This window comes from Streptomyces sp. NPDC001100 (assembly GCF_053598575.1).
In genome coordinates this window covers 48,666-66,941 of the sequence record NZ_JBSFKO010000042.1, presented here as the reverse complement: position 1 = coordinate 66,941, position 18,276 = coordinate 48,666, and the positions used below count along the sequence as shown (strand labels likewise).

The following is an 18,276-nucleotide window of genomic DNA, read 5'->3' as shown; positions in this document are numbered from 1 at the left end:
CCGGTCTGTCGGTTCAGATCACCGTGGTGCCGCCGTCGGTGGTCAGCTCCAGCCCGTTCACATAACTTGAGTCGTCCGAGGCGAGGAACAGCGCGACGGTCGCGATCTCCTCGGGGCGGCCCATCGCGCCCCGCGGGATCAGGGACTCGAACTGCCGCTTCGTCTCCTCGTCGAACAACTCCGCCTGCTTGGCGGTGGCGACCTGGCCGGGGGTCAGCACGTTCACCCGGATCCGCCGGTCCCTGAGCTCGTTCAGCCACACCCGGGCCCAGGCCTGCTGCACGGCCTTGCTGCCCGCGTACCCGCTCCAGCCGGGGAAGCCCTTGAGCGAGGCGTTCGACCCGGTCATGAAGATCGAGCCGCCGTCGTTGAACAGCGGCAGCGCCTTCTGCACCGTGAACAGCGTGCCGCGCGCGTTCAGCGAGAACGCCTGGTCGAACTGCTCCTCGGTGATCTCGCCGAGCTTGCCCTGCTCACCCGTGCCGGCACTCGCCCACAGCACGTCGATCGAGCCCTTCTCCCGCCTGACCGTCTCGTACAGACGGTCCAGGTCGTCGAGGTCGGCCGCGTCACCCTGTACGGCGGTCACGTTCCGGCCGATCACCTTGACGGCGTCGTCCAGCGCTTCCTGCCGTCGGCCCGTGATGAAGACATGAGCCCCCTCCTCTGCGAACAGCTTCGCGCCGGCCAGCGCCATGCCGGTCGACCCGCCTGTGATCACCGCTACCTTGCCGTCGAGCTTTCCCATGATTCCTCCTTAGTACACCGAGCTGTGTACTTAACGTAGGCGCGATCGAGCGGCAGCGCAAGCTAAGTACACTGATCGGTACCGAACTCGGCTATGATGGAGTCATGACGAAGCTGGAAAAGGGCCCCCAGGGCCTGCGCCGCGGCAGGGGCGCGCGCGAGCGCATCCTCAGTGCGTCACAGAGGCTGTTCCGCACTCAGGGCATCAACCGCACCGGCATGGACCAGCTCTGCGCGGAGGCCCAGGTCTCGAAGCGCACGGCCTACCAGCACTTCGCCGGCAAGGACGACCTGGTCGCCGAGTACCTGCGCCGGTTCGATCCCGAGATCATGGCCGGAGTATTCGACCGCACCGACCTCACGCCCCGCGAACAGCTCCTCGCCGCCTTCGAGTTGCCCGCATCCGGTTCGGACGAGCTCACGCCCCTGTGCCCCTACATCGAGGCGGCCGTCGAGATCCACGACCCCCGGCACCCCGCGTCCCAGTACGCCCGCGACTACAAGCTCGCCCTCGCCGGGCGGCTCGCCGCAGCGGCCCGTGAGGCCGGCGCCACGAACCCCGAACAACTCGGCGAACAACTGGCGTTGCTCCTCGACGGCGCCTCGGCCCGCACCCGGGTCCTCAACGCCGAGTCCTTCCCCACCGCCGCCGCCATCGCCGCCGTCCTCATCGACAACGCCCTCCCAGCGACGGACCGGGACCGGGGAGGCGAAGGCTAGGAGCCCGCCAGGTCGGCCAGTGTCCGTCGTTCCGACGGGGTCATCGGTGGGCCCGAAAGCGGCGGCAGGAGTGGGCCGTTGAGGGCTGCCAGCAGGGTGCCGGGGCGCATCAGCGTGGACGCGTCCGCCTCCATGCTCGTCACCGCCGCCAGTGCTGCGGCCGCCTTGTACGAACCCGTCGCGGCCTTCAGAAGGCGGCGGGAGTAGCCGGTGATCAGGCGGTCCGCCCTGGTCGGCGCGGGGCCCTTCGTCTCGGGGTACCAGATGTCCTGGCCCACCGCCATCGACCAGGCGCCCTCCACGGGGGCGGCGACTCCGCGCTGGACCTTGGCGGCGAGGCCGGGGGCGGTGAAGCCCTCGTGGTCCAGTTCGCGGGAGAGTATCTGGGCGCCGAGCGCGGCCACCGACATGCCTTGTCCGTAGGCCGGGTTGAAGGTGGCGAGGGCGTCGCCGAGGACGACCAGGCCCTCGGGCCAGTCCTGGACCTTCTCCAGGTAGCGGCGGACGTTCTTGCTGCTGTGGCTGGTGTGGATGTCCGTCAGGGGTTCGGCGCCGGCGACCAGGCGGCCGAGGATGGGGTGCGGCAGGTCGCGGATGTACTGGAGGAAGCCGTCCGGGTCGGCGGGCGGTTCGCCGCCCCGGGTGCCGGCGAGGCTGACCATCCAGCGGTCGCCCTCGACGGGCAGGACCATTCCGGCGCGGCCGGGCCGGGACTCGTACGGGTTCGCCTGGAGGATCGTCAGGGGGAAGTGCTCGGCGCCCTCGGGCCTGCGGTAGATCCGGGTCGCGTTGACGAGGCCGGAGTCGACGGTCTTCTCGTCGATCCCGCTCACCCCGAGCGCTCCCAGCCAGCGCACGATCCGTGAGCCGCGGCCACTGGCCTCGACCACGAAGTCGGCGTCGAGTTCCGTGGTTCCGGCGTCCGTCGAGATGCGCACGCCGGTCACCCGCCGGGCGTCACCGAGGAGGTCCAGGCCCCGGGCCGTACGGATCTCGGTCTTCGTACTGGCCAGGACCGCCGAGCGCACCACCCAGTCCAGCAGCGCGCGGGTGCAGGTGAGCATCCGGGGTCCCTCGTGCTTCCAGCGGCGCAGCCAGCCCTCGGAGGTCAGGGCGAGCATGCCCGAGCCGAGGGAGATCTCGTGGGCGCCGGCGGCGAGCAGCTGGTCGCGCACGCTCGGGCCGGGCACGAGGCCGTCGATCGCCGCCAGGCCGCCGGACATCAGCAGATGGGCGTGGCGCCCCTGCGGGAGACCCCTGCGGTGCTCCGGTCCCTCGGGCAGCTCGTCCCGGTCCAGCACGATCACCTCGTCCGTGTGGACGGACAGGGCGGCGGCGGCCAGCAGGCCGGCCAGACCGGCACCGACGACGACAGCTCTCCGCGGCATGGGGCTCCTCAAGTCAGCCTGGAAACAGGGATGTTCGCGCAACCATGGATCAGCGCGGGGTGGCCTTCACCGTACTCTCCGGTAAGGCCGTGCCGAGCCGCGAGCGGGCGAGTGCCCGGGCCAGTTCGACCAGGCCGCAGGTGTCGGAGACCTCGGTGGCGTAGAGCCGGTAGGTGCTCGGGGTGTCGAAGGGCTTCCCGCGGGCGGCGGCGCGGCGGGCGGCGTCGGCCACCATCGCCGCCTCGGCGGCCACCCGGGCCTCGTGCGCGGAGCGGCCCTCGTGCAGGGCGGCGTCGCGGGTGCGTTCGCGGACCCGGTCGTCGAAGTACGGGGCGAGCGCCAACAGGCCGTCGTGGATGGACACTTCGCGCCAGTGCAGCCGCATCCGGGGCAGCTGCCAGAGCGCGCTCGGCGGCTTCGGGGCGAGGGACGCGAAGCGGACCTCCGACCACAGCGGGCCCAGTCCGCGCAGCGCGCTCAGGTCGCGCCGGTGCGCGCGGAGCGCCGGCAGCAGCCTCGGCAGGGCGAAGCCCGCGGAGCAGGTCAGGGCGGCCAGCGAGGCCATCGGCGGGGCCACTCCGGTGGACAGGAAGTCGAGGTCGTGACCGGTCCAACGGGCCACCACCGCCGTGTACTTGGTGAGCTGGAAGCCGACCACGTCCAGCAGGGTGCCGACGAGGATCAGCCGCAGCCCGGTCCGCAGCAGACCGGTGACCTCCCGGGCCCAGGAGACACACACCGCGCACATGGCGAGGGTGGCTGCGCTGTGCCCGACCAGATAGAGCACGATCATCTCGCGCACGTAGGGCGTGTTGGCGTAGTACGTGTCGAGGTCGGTGAGCCGCTCGGTGCTCGCGTCGCCCAGCGCGAACAGCACGACGATGGCGACGATCAGCGCACCGTAGGCGGCCATGCCGCGCAGCATCATGCGGCGGACGCGGGCGGGGGAGCCGCCGCGCCACTGGATCAGCAGGATCAGCAGGGAGCAGCTGTAGGCGGAGATCATGCCGTAGGTGAGGGGGGCGCCGAAGTTCGGGATACCGGTCAGGCCGTTGACCGCGCTCAGGGTCGTCGGCGCCGCGCAGATGAGGCCCAGGGAGCCGAGGACGATCGCCGAACAGGTGGACACGGTCAGCGGGTCGCGCGGGGCGTTCGAGGGCCGGGCCAGCAGGACGGTGCAGGAGAGCAGGAACACGGCGGCGGCGAGATACACCATGAGGCTCATGCCCGGGTGCTCCCTTCCGCCGTACCGGCGCGGACCCGGGCGGCGGCGACGAGCGGGGACCGGGTCAGCGCGTCGGCGATGGGCACGAGGAGGGCGGTGCCGGGGGCCCGGTCGGGGAGCCCGCCCGGTTCGCCGGCGGGTGCGAGGCGCGGGTCGCTCTCGTGTCTCCCGGTGTCGAGGCCGCGTTCCTCGGCCACGGCCGCGGCGACGACCGCCGCCCACGCGGTCGCCTCGGCCCGCTCCGGGTCGCCCGTGGTGCGCGCCGCGGCCTCCAGGGTCCGCTCGTACAGGGCCCGGTCGAAGAACGCGTCCAGGTGGCCGAGGGCGTTGTGGATGCTGGTCTGCCGCCACACCAGCCGGGTCGCGGGGGAGGAGAAGCGGGGCCGGGGCAGTCGTAGCGCACGGCGGGTGAGGAGTTCGTCCAGTTCGTGTGCGAGCGGTTCGAGGCGGGCGTAGGTCCGCCGGGCCTGCCGGCGCTGGGTCAGCCGGGGGCCGGCCAGCGGGATCAGCACGCCGACGACGATCAGGACCGCGCCCAGTCCGGCGGCGGCCGGCGAGACGGTCGTACCGAGCTTCGTCCAGTCACCTCCGAACCAACCCGCGACCACCGCCGCCAACTTGGTCAGGCTGTACCCGGCGCCGCACAGCGAGCCGACGCCCAGCGTGACCAGCCCGGCGCGCAGCCAGCCGCGCACCTGCCGGGCCCAGCGCAGCGACGAGACCGTGGTGACACTGACGGCGGCGAGGTGCCCGGCGAGATACAGCACGATCATCTCGGCGGTGAACGGTGTCGTCGCGTAGTAGGTGTCGAAGTCGGTGCGGCGCTCCACGGGGGTGTCGCCGAGCGCGAACATCACGGCGATGCCGACCAGGACGATCGTGTAGGCCACGATCCAGCGGCGGGCGGTGCGGTGGACGTGCGGTCCGCCCCGCCAGTAGACGATCAGGACCTGGGAGGACGCGCTGTACGCGGTGATCGACGCGTACGTCAGCGGTGCGGCGAGGTTCGGGACGCCGCTGAGCCGGTTGATCGCGCCGACGGTCGGGGGCGCTCCGAGGAAGAAGCAGGCCCCGGCCAGCGCGAGGAGCACGCAGATGACGCGGAGATAGGGGTCGCGCCAATGACGTAGGAGATCCGGGGCCTTGACCAGCATGCCCAGCCACAGCAGGCCGCAGCTGAGGTAATTGATCAGGCCGCTCATTTTCTGGTCCCGCGGTAGTTGAGGGCGGCACCGATGCGCCCGGCGACGCCCTGCGTACCGTCGTCGGCCTCGGCGGGGCCGTACGCGGAGTCGGCGCCGGCCGCGGACTCCAGCCAGGGGCGCAGCCGTCCGCTCATCAACATGCCGAACCGGTCCGCCTCCTGCTCGTCGGCGACGCTGAAGTCGGTGCGGGCGGCGACGGGCCGGGGGCCGCGCTCGGCGGTCAGCTGGGGAGGGCGTTCGGTGGTGCGCCGGTGCATGTGCCACACCTCGTGGCAGAAGATCACGATCTGGTGCCAGGCAGCGGCCCGCTTGTCGATGACGATGACGTCGTAGGTGTCGCCCTCCAGCCAGAGCCCGCTGGCGGTGTGCGGCGGGAACACCTCGCGGCGCACCACGACTTCACGTCCCCGCCAGCGGACGACCGAGTCGACCAGCGCGTCGAACAGGGCCTCGGGTTCGGCGGGGACCGGGACGCGCATGGGGTCGATGAGGGCGCCGGCGAGCCGCCTCATCTCCTTATTCGTGCGCACCGCTGCAATATGCCAGGACATACGTCGACTCAGCCACCTCACCGTCGCCGCGGCAGCGGGAAACCGGCCGATCTCTCGTCTCGCCGTCCGCCGCACAGCCGGTCCGAGGTTACGCGTCCACAACTGCCGACGTCATGTCGTTCGGAGGTCGTTGTGGGACCGGGAACGACCGCTGTGTCCGGAAATCGACCCCCAGAATGAAGAGTGCACTGTGCTCAACCCATTGACGTGGACGCGCTCCGATTTTACCTTTCCGTTCGAAGTTACGAGCGTTATACGGCATTTCGAACATGATGGGACTCCTACCGGCAGGGGGCGGGGCATGGGACCACGTGAGCCGAAACGCGGGCACCTCCCGGCCGCGCCCGGCCCCGGCCGCGCGCCCGGCCCTCTCCCGGATCCCGGGGGCCCGCACCCGCCCGCCAAGTACGGCGTAAAAGATGCGTGCGTGCGGCGGACCGGTGACTCACAGACGGAGGTGCCGAGTTGAAGCACCCGAGACCGGCGACCCTGCTCGCCGCCGCGGCGATCGCACTCCTCCCCGCCACGGCCGAGGCCGACGTCACCTACCCCGACCCGCAGCCGATCACCGGACAGCGGATCATCCACGACCCCACGGTCATCCGCCTCAAGTCCGGTGGCTACGTGGCCTATTCGACCGGCGGCGTCATCGGGGCCCGCACCTCCAGGGACCGCGTCCAGTGGGACGACGCGGGCAACGCCTTCGCCACGCCCCCGAGTTGGTGGTACGACTACAACTCCGCCGGTGACCCCTGGGCCCCCGACCTCTCCTACCGCGCGGGCCGCTACTGGCTCTACTACGCCGTCTCCTCCTGGGGCGGCAACCACTCCGCGATCGGCGTCGCCACCTCCCCGACCGGCCTCCCCGGCACCTGGACCGACCACGGCAAGGCCTTCACCTCCGAGGTCACGGACGAGTGGAACGCCATCGACCCGGCGATCGTCCGGGCCGGCGGAAAACTCTGGATGGCGTTCGGCTCGTACTGGACGGGCATCCGCATGGTCCGGCTCGACCCCGTCACGGGCAAGGCGATCCCGGGCGCGCCGGTCGCCCAGCTGGCCACCCGCCCCGACGCGCCGTACGCGGTGGAGGGCGCGTATGTGCTCAGGCACGGCCCCTACTACTACCTCTTCGCGTCCTACGACGCCTGCTGCGCGGGCGTGAACTCGACCTACAAGATCCGGGTCGGCCGGTCGACGTCGGTCACGGGCCCGTACGCGGACAGCACGGGCAGGCCGATGTTGGACGGCGGCGGTGATCTGCTCCTGGCGAGCCACGGCAGGTTCGTCGGCCCGGGAGGAGAGTCGGTCTTCAAGGACAGGGGCCGGGACGTCTTGGCATACCACTACTACGACGCGGACGACAACGGCACACCGAAACTGGGACTCAACACCCTCGACTGGACAGAAAACGGCTGGCCTAATGTTGGGCAAGCGCTTTCCGAAAGGACCCCATGAGCACGCGCACCGCCCGCTTCACCCTTGACCCGGCCTTCACGGTCGGCGAAGTCGACCCCCGCCTCTTCGGCTCCTTCGTGGAACACCTCGGCCGCTGCGTCTACACCGGCATCTTCGAACCGGACCACCCCACCGCGGACGAGGACGGCATCCGCCAGGACGTCCTGGACCTGGTCCGCGAACTCGGCGTGACGGCCATCCGCTACCCCGGCGGCAACTTCGTCTCCGGCTACCGGTGGGAGGACTCGGTCGGCCCCGCCGAAGCCCGCCCCCGCCGCCTCGACCTGGCCTGGCGCTCCACGGAGACGAACCGTTTCGGCCTCTCCGAGTACATCGCGTTCCTGAAGAAGGTCGGTCCCCAGGCGGAGCCGATGATGGCGATCAACCTCGGCACCCGGGGCGTCGCCGAGGCCCTGCAGCTCCAGGAGTACGCCAACCACCCCGCCGGCACCGCCCTCTCCGAGCAGCGGATCGCGCACGGCGACAAGGAGCCCTTCGGCATCAGGGTCTGGTGTCTCGGCAACGAGATGGACGGCCCCTGGCAGACCGGCCACAAGACCGCCGAGGAGTACGGCAGGATCGCCGCCGAGACGGCCCGCGCGATGCGCCAGATCGACGCCGACGTGGAACTGGTCGCCTGCGGTTCCTCCTCCCAGGCGATGCCGACCTTCGCCGCGTGGGAGGCGACGGTTCTCCAGGAGACGTACGACCTGGTCGACTACATCTCGCTGCACGCCTACTACCAGCCGCTCGACGGCGACCTCGACTCCTTCATCGCCTCCGCCGTCGACATGGAGTCCTTCATCGAGAACGTGGTCGCGACCGCCGACCACGTGGGCGCCCGCCTGAAGTCGAAGAAGAAGATCAACCTCTCCTTCGACGAGTGGAACGTCTGGTACACGGCGGACTGGGAGGAGCACACGAAGAACGCGGATCCGGCCGACTGGCCCGAGGCCCCGCGCCTGCTGGAGGACAACTACAGCGTCATGGACGCCGTCGTCTTCGGCTCGCTCCTGATCGCCCTGCTCCGGCACGCCGACCGCGTCACCGTCGCCTGTCTCGCCCAGCTCGTCAACGTGATCGCGCCGATCATGACCGAGCCCGGCGGCCCGGCCTGGCGGCAGACGACGTTCTTCCCCTTCGCGCAGGCCTCGAAGTACGGCCGGGGTCAGGTCCTGGACGTCCGCGTCGACTCCCCGACCCACGAGACGAGGCAGTACGGCGAGGCCGACCTGCTGCACGCCACGGCGGTGCGCGGGGAGGACGGTTCGGTCACGGTGTTCGCCGTCAACCGCAGCCGCACCGAGTCGCTCCCGCTCCAAGTCGGCCTGAACGGGCTCGACTTGACCTCGGTCGTCGAGCACAGCGCCCTCGCGGACGCCGACCCGGACGCCCGCAATACGTTGACCGAACCGGAGCGGGTGGCCCCGCACCAGGTCGAGGGAACCGCCCTCCAGGACGGCACCCTGACCGCGGTACTGGAGCCGCTGTCCTGGAACGTGATCAGGCTGGCCTGAAGTGGCCTATCGGCCGGGGGAGGCCACCGGTGTCACCGGTACTCCTCCGGCCGCGCTGCCCAGCAGGGTCAGCCGTACGTCCTTCGGGCCGGCCGGTGTGGTGCCGTCGGACAGGACCGCCAGCGCGAGGGTGTTGGTGCCCCGTGTGCGGAGGATCCCGTTCGGCAGGGCGAAGGTGTGCTGGGGGCCCACGTCGTTGATGTACTGGCCCATGTTCCAGCCGTTCAGGAAGATCTGGACGCGGTAGGCGCGCGTCGGGTCGTCGTCGAGGACGAGGCCGATCGAGGCGTCGACGCCGGTGTCCACGGCGAGTTCGAAGGTGGTCCGGTACCAGGCCACGCCCTGCCGTTTGTCGGCGCGGGGGAGGGTGACGGCCTCCCAGCCGGAGTCCGGGAAGTCCGGCAGGTGCCAGCCCTCGCGTTCGCCGTACAGGCCGCCGTTGTTCTGCGGGCCGCGCACCGGGTCGGGCGCCGCCTCGCCCTGGAGGCGCCAACTCACCTTCGGGGAGGCGCCCTCGAAGGTCACGGCGGTCAGGCCGCGGGCGACCTTGTGGGTGTCGAGGGCCTTGCCGTCCTGGTCGTGCTGCATGCGCCGGACCAGTACGGACAGGACGTGCGGACCGGCCGTGCGCAGTTTCTCCGGGACCGCGAGGGTCGCCTTCGCGGTCCAACTCCCTTGCCGCACACTGCTGGTGGTCGGCACCGGCATCCGGTGGGTGCCCAGCGGTTCGCCGTCGAGCCAGGCCATCAGCAGGCCCTGCGTGCCGGTGCTGTAGGCGAGGGTCACCGATTCCAGGGCGTCGGCGGCGGCCGTGGTGAAGCGGCCCCGGTACCAGACGTCGCCGTAGTGGAAGCCGTAGTCGTCCGCGAAGAGGACCGGCTGTCCGGACGGGACCTGTGTCGTGCTGAACGACGAAGTCCTGTTCGCCACAGCCCACTTGGAGTCGTCGAAGGCGACCGCGGCCTCCTGGTTCTCCACCTTCCGCCGCCAGCCGTCGAGCGCGGGGAGCGGTACCGCGGGCACTCCCGGCAGCAGTGCGTCCGGGTTCGAGCGCAGGCTGCCCGCGGTGGTGACGGTGGCGGGCACGGCCTTGCCGTTCCAGGTGACCTCGGTGATGCCGCGCGGCCCCCACACCTCCAGGCCGGTCTCCGCGATGGTGTCGCCGGTGAGGTGGGCGGTCGTGCCGCTGACGGTGGCCCCGCGCAGCAGCGCCGGGCCGTAGACCAGCGCGGTGCCCGAGCCGGTCTCGTAGGGCCACAGGCGTACGGAGGTCGCCTCGTCGGCGAAGACCAGCAGGAGGGGGTTGTCGACGCCGCCGCCCTGGACGAGGACCCGGGTCAGGCCGCCGATGCCGAGCGGGACGGTGACGTGCAGGATGCCGCGGTCCCACACCCAGGCGGCCTGCGCGTCGAGCCGGGTCACCACCGGCTCCTCGGGGCACTCCACCACCGCGTGCGCCATCTCGCCGCGCTTCCCGGCGAACACGGCGATGTCCTGCCGGCCCGCGGTGAGGACCATCATCGGGGTGGCGGTCGAGTACCTCAACTTGCGCCCGCCGAGGGCGAGTCGGGCGACGAGGAGGCGGGCGTCCCGGGCCGGGACGGTGACCTCGATGTCGTCGTCGGAGGTCGACAGCGTTGAGGTCACCTCCGCCGCGGTGTCGTTGCGCAGCACGTAGACGTGGGAGCCGGTGTCGGCGTTGGTGAGGTGGTACGCCTTCAGGCCGTCCACCGTGACGTCGGCCGCCCGGTCCAGCTTGGCGAAGTCGGGCACCGTCCGCAGCAGATGGCCCAGTTGGTGCATCGGGACGAGCTTCGCGGTCGGGTTGCGGCCCTCGTCGAAGGCGGCGCCGTAGTCGTACGACGTGTAGACGACCGGCGCCGGCAGCCAGCCCCACGAGGTGCCGCCGAAGGTCATGTAGACGTTGTGCAGGGTGAGTCCGTTGGCGAGGTTGGTGAGGTAGAAGCGCCGCTCGTACGCCGCGTCACGCGTCCGGCGCGACTCCGCGTACCCCTTCCCCTCGAACCAGGACCCGCCCCACGGATCGAACCAGCCGCCCCCGAACTCCGGCACGAAACCAGGGGTCTTGGGGCTGGCGGTCGCCCCGCCCTTCGCTCCGCCGATTCCGAAGTGGCCCCAGTCCGGCGGCGGTTGGGTCGGCGTCGGATAGCCGTCGAAGCCGTAGAGCCAACCGCCCGTGTCGCCGCCGGTGTCGAAGGAGCCGGGGGTCCAATAGCCGTTGCGGCCCTTGTCGTTGTGGAACAGCGGGACGTCGATGCCGTCGGCGCGCACCTTCTTGTACAGGTGGGACATGTAGGCGGCGCCGGTCGGCTGGGTGATCTGGGCGTCGTACTCGTTCTCGATCTGGTAGAGCAGCACCGTGCCCGTGCCCTGGGTGAACAGGTGCTTGGACACGATGGAGTTGACCTGCGTCAGCCACTCGTCGACATGCGAGAGATACGTCGGATCGGCCGTCCTGGCCGTGCCCTTGGTGGCGGTCAGCCAGCCGGGGAAGCCGCCCGCGTCGATCTCCGCGTTGATGTACGGGCCCGGGCGCAGGATGACGTAGAGGCCGGTCTCGGCGGCCGTGCGCAGGAACAGGTCGAGGTCGCGGACGCCCGTGAAGTCGTAGCGGCCCTGGGCGGGGGAGTGGTAGTTCCACGAGACATAGATGCTGACCGCGTTGTAGCCGAAGGCGCGCATCTTCTGCAGGACGTCCCGCCACAGGGACGGGCTCGGCAGCCGGAACGGGTGCATCTCGCCCGACCACAGGACCAGGCGTCTGCCGTCGACGAGCAGCGAGTAGCGGTCGTAGCCGATCGTGTGCGGCAGCCCGTCCGCGGCCGGCGGGGCGGGCGGCGGGCCGGTCGGCACGACGTGCGCGGCGTAGGCGTCCGGGGAAGCGGCGCTGCCACCTCCCAGCGCGAGTCCGAGCGCGGCCGTACCCGCGAGGGTGCTGAAGGTACGCCTGCTCAGCTCCACTGGAAGCTCCTTTCGGGTCCGGACCGTCGGCGGCACGTGCGAAGCCATTTTCCGTGGTGATCCCGGGAGGCTTTCGTGCGGGGTCATTCTGTACGCCAGAACGGCCCACAATGGACGCATGAGGATCTCGGCACGGGCGGATTACGCGGTACGGGCGGTACTGGAGCTCGCCGTACGGGGTGACGACGGCCCGCTGAAGGCCGAGACCATCGCCACCACGCAGGGCATCCCGCACAAGTTCCTGGAGGGCATTCTCGGTGATCTCCGGCGTGCCGGGATCGTCGACAGCCGGCGCGGCGGGGGCGGCGGCTACCGGCTGGCGCGCGACGCGACCGCGATCACCGTCGCCGACGTGATACGCGCGGTGGACGGCCCGATCGTGTCGGTGCGCGGCGAGCGCCCCACCGGCCTCGCCTACACCGGTTCCGCCGAACCCCTCCTCCCGCTGTGGATCGCGCTGCGCGCCAACGTCCGCAAGATCCTGGAGGGCGTCACGCTCGCGGACATCGCGGCGGACGCGCTGCCGGAGCCGGTACGGGCGCTGGCGGCGGAACCGGCCGCGTGGGAGAACCCCTAGGGGCGCGCAGTCTCAGGCAGCACTCAGAATCACCCTTTAGCGTCACCTCCCGTTCATCCCTACCCAACCGGTGGGAAACCCGGGAACGAGAGGCCGCTCGACATGCGCACGCTGATACTGCTCGCCCTCGCGGGCCTGGGGGCCCAGCTCGTGGACGGCAGCCTCGGCATGGCCTACGGGGTCACCTCGACGACGCTGCTGCTGGCCATGGGGACGAATCCGGCCGCCGCCTCCGCCACGGTCCATCTCTCCGAGATCGGTACGACCCTGATGTCCGGGGCCTCGCACTGGCGGTTCGGGAACGTGGACTGGAAGGTCGTCGTGCGGATCGGCGTACCGGGCGCGGTCGGCTCGTTCCTGGGGGCCACCGTGCTGTCGAAGCTCTCGACGGAGGTCGCGGAGCCGGTGATGTCGCTGGTCCTGCTCGGGCTCGGTGTCTACGTCATGTCGCGGTTCACCTTCAAAGGGCTGCCGGAGGGGCGGCTGGGCAAGCCGCTGCGGAGGCGGTTCCTGGCGCCGCTGGGCCTCGTCGCCGGCTTCCTGGACGCCACCGGCGGGGGCGGCTGGGGGCCGGTCGGTACGCCCGCGCTGCTGGCCGGCGGCCGGCTGGAGCCGCGCAAGGTGATCGGGTCGGTCGACACCAGCGAGTTCCTGGTCGCGGTGGCGGCGAGCCTCGGATTCCTGTTCTCGCTCGGGTCCCAGGGGCTGAAGTGGACCTGGGTGATCGCCTTCCTGCTCGGCGGGGTGGTCGCCGCGCCGGTCGCCGCCTGGCTGGTCCGGCTGATGCCGCCCCGGGTACTGGGCTCGGCGGTCGGCGGGATCATCGTCGTGACCAACGTCCGTTCGCTGCTGCACAGCGACTGGATCGGCACGCCGGGCGCCGCGCTGAGCACTCCGGTCTACGTCGTGCTGTACGGGATGTGGGCTGCCGCTCTGGCGTACTCGGTCCGTGCCCATCGCCGGGACGAGGCGAGGAAGGCGCGGACCGAGTCCGAGTCCGCCGAAGGGCGGCAGCCCGTCAGGGTGTGATCGGCGCTCGCCGATCAGTGCTTTGCGGTCAACTGCCTCCCGGTCAACTAGTACTGACGCCCACGGTCAGGGTGGCCGTGTAGCCGTCGGAGACGCTCGTGCCGAGCGCGGTCAGGGTGAGCAGGCCGGACGCGGCCCCTCCGTCGTCGTAGACCGTGTCGTCCGCGAGGACCGTCTCGGCGGTGGTGTTGTCCGAGTACGGCGAGGTGGCCTGCACCTGCTCGTTGCGGTCCGCGTCGAAGAACAGCTGGCCGGTGTGGACGAGCGTGCCGCCGGTGTAGGTGCCGTCGGCGATCGTCACGCCCGTGTGCACCCGCATATGGACGTGGACGGCGCGCGAGACGTAGTGCCCCGGCCAGACGGAGACCAGGCTCACCTGCCCCTGGGTGTCGGTCGGTTGCCCACCGCGCAGGAAGGTGCCGTCGTCGTCCTCCGTGTGTCCGTTCTTGCCGACGTAGCCGGAGTACTCGCCGAGCGCGTCGCAGTGCCAGATCTCGACGAGGGCGCCGACCAGTGGCGCGCAGTCGTTGTCCTGGTCGACGACGGTGAAGGTGTACTGGACCTCGACGCCTTCCTTTCCCTCTCTGAGGTCCGTGCGGACGAGAGCGCCGTCGAGCGCGTACGGACCCTCGGTGACCTCGGCGCTGAGGGTGCAGAGGCCGCTGGAGGCGGAGGCCGACGTGCCCGTGGCGATGGTGGTGGTCGCCTCGTCGGTGACGGTCGCGCTGCCCGTGACCGTGTCGGCCGAGGAGAGGCCGGCCGCCACCAGGCCTCCCGTCAGGGCCACCGTGCCCCCGCCGATCAGGACCCGGCGGCGCCGCATTCCCTGGTCCCGGCGGTGCCGGGCGGGTGGCTCCTCGTGCTGCCCGGGGTGCTCTCGTTTTCCCGTCATGGACAGCGAAGTTACGGCCGTACCTGAAGAGTTCCTTAATGTGCGGCTGTGAAGGGCCTGAGAACGGATCGGTCAACGCCCGCTTATTTCCACAGAGTTCACACACTGTGGGGAGAGTGTGAAAGGCGCATCTGTGAATGGCCTGAGTTCGCCCTGACCGTTCCGGGTGCGGCTTCCTACGATGCGAGCGCCCCGTCGGTCTTCACAGGAACTTCATTGTTTCTTCAAAGATTCGTTCTTCGAGGACCTGGGGCACAGCCACCCCCCAACCCAAGGAGAAACCATGCCTGGTGGGCTCCTCCTGAGTGGTGCGGTCGCCGCACTGCTCGCCACCGCGCTGCCGTCCGCGCAGCACTCGCCGTCGCCGGTCTTCGACGACCCGCCGCCGGACAAGATCGTCATCAACGTCGCCACCGTGAACGGCTCGGGCTGCCCGCAGGGCACGACGGCCGTCGCCGTCTCCGAGGACAACACCGCCTTCACGGTGACCTACAGCGCGTATCTCGCCCAGGTCGGCGGCAACTCCGACCCCACGGCGTTCCGTAAGAACTGCCAGCTCAACCTGGTCGTCCACGTCCCGCAGGGCTTCACCTACGCCATCGCGAGCGTCGACTACCGGGGCTTCGCCTCGCTCCAGCGCGGTGCGAGCGGGGCGCAGAAGGCCTCGTACTACTTCCAGGGCTCGTCGAACACCGCGTCCAAGAACCACCCGTTCAACGGCCCCTACGACGACAACTGGCAGGCGACCGACAGTACCGACTGGGCCCAACTGGTCTGGGCGCCCTGCGGAGTTCAGCGCAACTTCAACATCAACACGGAGCTGCGGGTGGCCGCCGGCACCTCGTCGTCCAGCGCGGTCAGCTTCATGACCATGGACTCGACGGACGGTGACATCAGCACGGTCTACCACATGGCGTGGAAGCAGTGCCCGGCCTCCTGAGGTGAGGTGGGGGTGGCCCGTGTCGCACCGCGGGCCACCCCCCTTGGGCCCTTGAGCCCTTGGGCTCAGCTCTGCTGGACGCCGAGCGTCAGCGTGCCGGTGTAGCCGGACGAGGTCGAACTACCCAGCGCGGTAAGGGTCATGAGGCCGGACGCGGCGCCTCCGTCGTCGTAGATCGAGTCCTGCGCGAGGGTGGTGCGGGTGACCGTGTTGGTCGAGTACGGCGAGATCTTGGCGACGGCGGTGGTGATCGTCTCGTCGATGAACAGCTGGCCGGTGTGGAGTTCCTGGCCGCCGGTGAACGAGCCGTTCGAGGTGAGCGTGACGCCGGTGTGCACCTTGACGTGGATGTGCACGCAGCGGCCCCGGTACCAACCCGGGTAGATCGTGGTGATGTTGGCGAGTCCGGCGGAGTTCGTCAGGACACCGCCGCGCAGGAAGGTGCCGTCGTCCGGTTCGCTGTGGCCGTTGTTGCCGACGTAGCCGGAGTACTCGCCGAGCGCGTCGCAGTGCCAGATCTCGACGAGCGCGTTGGCGATGACGGCGCAGGTGCTGTCGTTCACGACGGTGAGGGCCAGCTTGAGCGGGATGCCGGCCTTGCCTTCGGTGACGTCGGCACGGACGAGGGCGCCGTCGAGGTAGTAGGGGCCTTCGGTCATCTCCTTGGTGAGGGTGCAGACGGCCGCCGCGGCGGCGGGAGTTGTGCCCGTGGTGTCCGACGTGGCGGTTGTGGGGGCTTCGGGCGCGGCGGCGCCGACGGCCAGTACGGCGGCCGTGGTGCCGGTGGCGATCAGTACGGTGCGGCGCCCGATCGGGTTGGTTGCTCCAGAAGTGTCTGTCATGGACACGGCACCTTAGGTAAGGAGTCTGTTGGTCGGCTGTGCGACCGGCAAAGTGAGGGATCGTCAAGTTCCTTGCAGGACAGGGCATATGGCCGCTACCGATATCTGCCACCTGTCGGCGCGATGGCTCGGGAGAGGATCGCGGGGTGAACGACTTCGACTTCCGCCGTGCCGAACCCGGCGAGTTCCCGCGCCTGGGCGCCGCGCTGGACACGGTCAACCGCGACTTCGCGGCGATCTTCCCCGACCGGGAGCCGCTGATCCTGATGGTCTGGGGCGGGGACGAGGACATCGGCGAGCAGGTCTACGTCTCGCTGTCCGACGGCACCTCGCAGGGCAACGGTCTGTCCGAACCCGGGGACGCCGACGCCGATCCGCTCGTTCATGTCGCGGAGGCGGCGCAGGAGACCGTGGTCGAACTGCTCTGGCGGGCCTGGCCGGTGTGTCCGTTCCACAAGCTCGGCACGCATCCGCGTCCCGAGGGGACGACGGCCGACTGGGAGTACGGGGAGAGCTGGGGCCCGGGGGTGGTGTGGTGGTGCCGGGGTCATCGCGGCGGCGACTGCCACGACCTCGCGGCGGTGGGCGAACTGGCCGGAGCCCTGCCGGGGAAGCAGCGGCGGGAGGCGCGGCGCAGGGAGCGGAAGCGGGGACGGCCGGAGGCCGGGGAGGTCCGGGGGTGAGGTGAAAAAAGTGTGACGCTTTGTCCGGAAAGTGTCACGCTTTTTTGGGGTGGGGGTCAGGGAGTGAGGGGCAGGGGGCGGGGTCAGGTGGCGAGCCGGCGTTCGGCCGAGACGGAGTAGGCGTGGCGGCGGAAGGTCACCATGGTGTCGTCGGAGAGGTCCACGCCGGGGGCGAGCCGGGTGGGGTCGAACACCTGCTGCTGCCAGTGGTCCTCCCGGGTCGAGCGGGCCGTGATGTGCAACTGCCCGGCTGGGATCAGCGGCCGGTGCTCGGGCCACGCCTGTGAGGGGTCGTGGGTCGGGTCGCCCGGCTCCGCGAACTGGAACACCAGGGTGAAGGAGAGGGGCCTCGTCGTGAGCCGGGAGTCGAGGTCGCTGATGAGGAAGTCCGGGGCCGGCGTCGCGCCGTAGGCCGAATCCAGTTCCACTTCGCCGAGTTGGGGCACGAGGCGGTAGCGGAACGGCCGGCGCTCACCCGCCTCGTCCACCAACACGAAGGCGTGCAGCCCGTCGTAGCGGGCGGTGGCGAAACCGGCGGGCGCCTGCTGACCGGCGAAGGACTTCAACGCCCCCCGGCTCTCCGGGTGTTGGGCGAGCACGGTGGCGAACTTCCCGGCCGCCGCCGGCTTCCCCTTGGCCCGGTCGGCGAGCCCGCCCTCCGTGCCCGCCCTGCCCAGCGCCTCGACGAGGTCGATGAACCCCTCGGGGTTGTGGCTGGGAAAGACCCGGAAGGTGGCCGCCACCAGATCCATGACGCCCTTGTCGGCGTCGAGGAACTTCACGGCCATCCCGCGTACGCCGCGTGCCCGGTCGTCCGCGTCGTAGCGGCCCGACCCGTTGGAGAACCGTACGACCGCCTCGGACTAGGCGGTGAGACAGGCGGCGGTCGACCACTGCGAGACCTGCCCGCTGGGCACGAAGCGCGCGTCGTAGACGGCGCCGCGCGCGTGCGGACGGCAGTCGTGCGGGCGCGGTGGCGCCGCGGCCTCGATCCGGTCGACGGCCTGTGCCGCGGTCATGCCGTCCTTGGTGACCGACGAGTCCTGCGACGACTGAGCCATGCCCGCATCATCGCACCGGCGGCTCCCGCACCTCCGTTCCCCGCCGACACCACGGCGCCAGTTGGAGCACGCCGAACACCGCCTCCACGCCCAGGAACAGCCACAGGAACCGCGGGGCGCCCTGCGCGAGGGCGTACCCCTGCCAGGCGGTGAACAGCACACGGGCCACCCCGTCCAGCAGCCCGTGCAGAACCAGCGGCCGGACGAGCCGCAGCACGGCCCAGACGACCACCACCGACCCCAGCAGATTCGCGTACAGGGTCTGAATCGGGTCGGCTTCGGGCAGTGCGCCCAGCGTCGACAGCGCGTCGTGCACCAGCGCGTACGTCCACGGAGTCGCGAAACCGGCCGTCACGACGAGGTCGTACCAGGCACTGGCCCGCACGACCCGGAGATAGGAGGTGATCGTCATGCCGCCGACGCTAAACAGTGGAGTGCGGTCCAAGGTCAAGCCATCGA

Annotated in this window: 17 protein-coding genes and 1 pseudogene; 7 read left to right on the top strand and 11 right to left on the bottom strand. The window is 70.6% G+C overall.

Annotated elements, in window-relative coordinates:
* Positions 1-13: 13 nt before the first annotated feature.
* Entirely contained in the window at positions 14-748 is a 735-nt protein-coding gene (locus ACWDEW_RS40775; RefSeq protein WP_450520167.1) for an SDR family NAD(P)-dependent oxidoreductase, read from the bottom strand.
* A 104-nt stretch (positions 749-852) separates the two neighbouring features.
* Between ACWDEW_RS40775 and ACWDEW_RS40770 the strand changes: the two genes are divergently transcribed.
* Positions 853-1,467, top strand: coding sequence for a TetR/AcrR family transcriptional regulator (locus ACWDEW_RS40770; protein WP_450520165.1), 615 nt, complete (start codon positions 853-855; stop codon positions 1,465-1,467).
* Here ACWDEW_RS40770 and ACWDEW_RS40765 read toward each other — a convergent pair.
* Genes ACWDEW_RS40765 through ACWDEW_RS40750 form a run of 4 tightly spaced genes read right to left on the bottom strand, consistent with a single transcriptional unit; the run spans position 1,464 to position 5,815 of the window.
* The gene (locus tag ACWDEW_RS40765; protein WP_450520163.1) at positions 1,464-2,855 is read right to left on the bottom strand and encodes an FAD-dependent monooxygenase; all 1,392 of its coding nucleotides are present in this window, start codon (positions 2,853-2,855) and stop codon (positions 1,464-1,466) included. The genes ACWDEW_RS40770 and ACWDEW_RS40765 overlap by 4 nt on opposite strands.
* Before the next feature lie 49 nt (positions 2,856-2,904).
* A complete protein-coding gene (locus tag ACWDEW_RS40760; RefSeq protein ID WP_450520161.1) occupies positions 2,905-4,080 on the bottom strand; it encodes an MAB_1171c family putative transporter in 1,176 nt (391 codons plus the stop codon).
* The gene (locus ACWDEW_RS40755) at positions 4,077-5,282 is read right to left on the bottom strand and encodes an MAB_1171c family putative transporter (protein ID WP_450520159.1); all 1,206 of its coding nucleotides are present in this window, start codon (positions 5,280-5,282) and stop codon (positions 4,077-4,079) included. Before ACWDEW_RS40755 ends, ACWDEW_RS40760 begins: the two co-directional genes overlap by 4 nt.
* A complete protein-coding gene (locus ACWDEW_RS40750; protein ID WP_450520157.1) occupies positions 5,279-5,815 on the bottom strand; it encodes a toxin in 537 nt (178 codons plus the stop codon). Before ACWDEW_RS40750 ends, ACWDEW_RS40755 begins: the two co-directional genes overlap by 4 nt.
* Positions 5,816-6,301: 486 nt before the next feature.
* On the opposite strand from ACWDEW_RS40750, the gene ACWDEW_RS40745 reads away from it, so the two are divergent.
* Together ACWDEW_RS40745 and arfA are read left to right on the top strand one after the other, a co-directional pair.
* On the top strand, positions 6,302-7,294 hold the full coding sequence (locus tag ACWDEW_RS40745) for an arabinan endo-1,5-alpha-L-arabinosidase (RefSeq protein ID WP_450520155.1): 993 nt from the start codon (positions 6,302-6,304) through the stop codon (positions 7,292-7,294).
* Positions 7,291-8,811, top strand: coding sequence for an arabinosylfuranosidase ArfA (gene arfA, locus ACWDEW_RS40740; RefSeq protein ID WP_450520153.1), 1,521 nt, complete (start codon positions 7,291-7,293; stop codon positions 8,809-8,811). Before ACWDEW_RS40745 ends, arfA begins: the two co-directional genes overlap by 4 nt.
* A gap of 6 nt (positions 8,812-8,817) precedes the next feature.
* On the opposite strand, the gene ACWDEW_RS40735 is transcribed toward arfA, so the two are convergent.
* Positions 8,818-11,793 carry a glycoside hydrolase family 35 protein gene (locus ACWDEW_RS40735; RefSeq protein WP_450520151.1) on the bottom strand — a complete coding sequence of 992 codons (2,976 nt, stop codon included), beginning with the start codon at positions 11,791-11,793 and terminating at the stop codon, positions 8,818-8,820.
* A 118-nt stretch (positions 11,794-11,911) separates the two neighbouring features.
* Here ACWDEW_RS40735 and ACWDEW_RS40730 point away from each other — a divergent pair, with 118 nt between their 5' ends.
* Positions 11,912-12,370, top strand: a complete 459-nt coding sequence (locus tag ACWDEW_RS40730) for an RrF2 family transcriptional regulator (protein WP_019067053.1) — start codon at positions 11,912-11,914, stop codon at positions 12,368-12,370.
* Between the two features lie 102 nt (positions 12,371-12,472).
* Positions 12,473-13,399, top strand: coding sequence for a sulfite exporter TauE/SafE family protein (locus ACWDEW_RS40725; RefSeq protein ID WP_450520148.1), 927 nt, complete (start codon positions 12,473-12,475; stop codon positions 13,397-13,399).
* A gap of 43 nt (positions 13,400-13,442) precedes the next feature.
* Here the strand turns inward: ACWDEW_RS40725 and ACWDEW_RS40720 are convergent, their stop codons facing one another.
* Positions 13,443-14,291, bottom strand: a complete 849-nt coding sequence (locus tag ACWDEW_RS40720; protein WP_450520146.1) for an intradiol ring-cleavage dioxygenase — start codon at positions 14,289-14,291, stop codon at positions 13,443-13,445.
* 283 nt (positions 14,292-14,574) lie between these two features.
* Between ACWDEW_RS40720 and ACWDEW_RS40715 the strand changes: the two genes are divergently transcribed.
* Positions 14,575-15,231 (top strand): DUF4360 domain-containing protein, encoded by a 657-nt coding sequence (locus ACWDEW_RS40715; protein ID WP_450520144.1) that lies wholly within the window; start codon positions 14,575-14,577, stop codon positions 15,229-15,231.
* A 65-nt stretch (positions 15,232-15,296) separates the two neighbouring features.
* On the opposite strand, the gene ACWDEW_RS40710 is transcribed toward ACWDEW_RS40715, so the two are convergent.
* Positions 15,297-16,073 (bottom strand): intradiol ring-cleavage dioxygenase, encoded by a 777-nt coding sequence (locus ACWDEW_RS40710; RefSeq protein WP_450520142.1) that lies wholly within the window; start codon positions 16,071-16,073, stop codon positions 15,297-15,299.
* 146 nt (positions 16,074-16,219) lie between these two features.
* Here ACWDEW_RS40710 and ACWDEW_RS40705 point away from each other — a divergent pair, with 146 nt between their 5' ends.
* Entirely contained in the window at positions 16,220-16,756 is a 537-nt protein-coding gene (locus ACWDEW_RS40705; protein WP_450520140.1) for a hypothetical protein, read from the top strand.
* 83 nt (positions 16,757-16,839) lie between these two features.
* Here ACWDEW_RS40705 and ACWDEW_RS40700 read toward each other — a convergent pair.
* From ACWDEW_RS40700 to ACWDEW_RS40690, 3 genes and pseudogenes are all read right to left on the bottom strand, one after another.
* Positions 16,840-17,604, bottom strand: a pseudogene (locus ACWDEW_RS40700) (catalase); the annotation flags it as partial.
* Positions 17,605-17,619: 15 nt separating this feature from the next.
* Positions 17,620-17,817: a hypothetical protein gene (locus ACWDEW_RS40695; RefSeq protein WP_450520138.1), complete on the bottom strand. Its 198-nt coding sequence runs from the start codon at positions 17,815-17,817 to the stop codon at positions 17,620-17,622.
* Between the two features lie 7 nt (positions 17,818-17,824).
* Positions 17,825-18,229, bottom strand: coding sequence for a hypothetical protein (locus ACWDEW_RS40690; protein ID WP_450520136.1), 405 nt, complete (start codon positions 18,227-18,229; stop codon positions 17,825-17,827).
* Positions 18,230-18,276 lie beyond the last annotated feature (47 nt).

Excerpts from the sequence above, each read along its gene's own strand:
- ACWDEW_RS40765 (WP_450520163.1), bottom strand. The coding sequence starts at position 2,855 with ATGCCGCGGAGAGCTGTCGTCGTCGGTGCCGGTCTGGCCGGCCTGCTG.
- ACWDEW_RS40760 (WP_450520161.1), bottom strand. The coding sequence starts at position 4,080 with ATGAGCCTCATGGTGTATCTCGCCGCCGCCGTGTTCCTGCTCTCCTGC.
- ACWDEW_RS40710 (WP_450520142.1), bottom strand. The coding sequence starts at position 16,073 with ATGACAGACACTTCTGGAGCAACCAACCCGATCGGGCGCCGCACCGTA.
- ACWDEW_RS40775 (WP_450520167.1), bottom strand. The coding sequence starts at position 748 with ATGGGAAAGCTCGACGGCAAGGTAGCGGTGATCACAGGCGGGTCGACC.
- ACWDEW_RS40730 (WP_019067053.1), top strand. The coding sequence starts at position 11,912 with ATGAGGATCTCGGCACGGGCGGATTACGCGGTACGGGCGGTACTGGAG.
- ACWDEW_RS40695 (WP_450520138.1), bottom strand. The coding sequence starts at position 17,817 with ATGGCTCAGTCGTCGCAGGACTCGTCGGTCACCAAGGACGGCATGACC.
- ACWDEW_RS40725 (WP_450520148.1), top strand. The coding sequence starts at position 12,473 with ATGCGCACGCTGATACTGCTCGCCCTCGCGGGCCTGGGGGCCCAGCTC.
- ACWDEW_RS40770 (WP_450520165.1), top strand. The coding sequence starts at position 853 with ATGACGAAGCTGGAAAAGGGCCCCCAGGGCCTGCGCCGCGGCAGGGGC.
- ACWDEW_RS40690 (WP_450520136.1), bottom strand. The coding sequence starts at position 18,229 with ATGACGATCACCTCCTATCTCCGGGTCGTGCGGGCCAGTGCCTGGTAC.
- ACWDEW_RS40755 (WP_450520159.1), bottom strand. The coding sequence starts at position 5,282 with ATGAGCGGCCTGATCAATTACCTCAGCTGCGGCCTGCTGTGGCTGGGC.
- arfA (WP_450520153.1), top strand. The coding sequence starts at position 7,291 with ATGAGCACGCGCACCGCCCGCTTCACCCTTGACCCGGCCTTCACGGTC.
- ACWDEW_RS40715 (WP_450520144.1), top strand. The coding sequence starts at position 14,575 with ATGCCTGGTGGGCTCCTCCTGAGTGGTGCGGTCGCCGCACTGCTCGCC.
- ACWDEW_RS40720 (WP_450520146.1), bottom strand. The coding sequence starts at position 14,291 with ATGACGGGAAAACGAGAGCACCCCGGGCAGCACGAGGAGCCACCCGCC.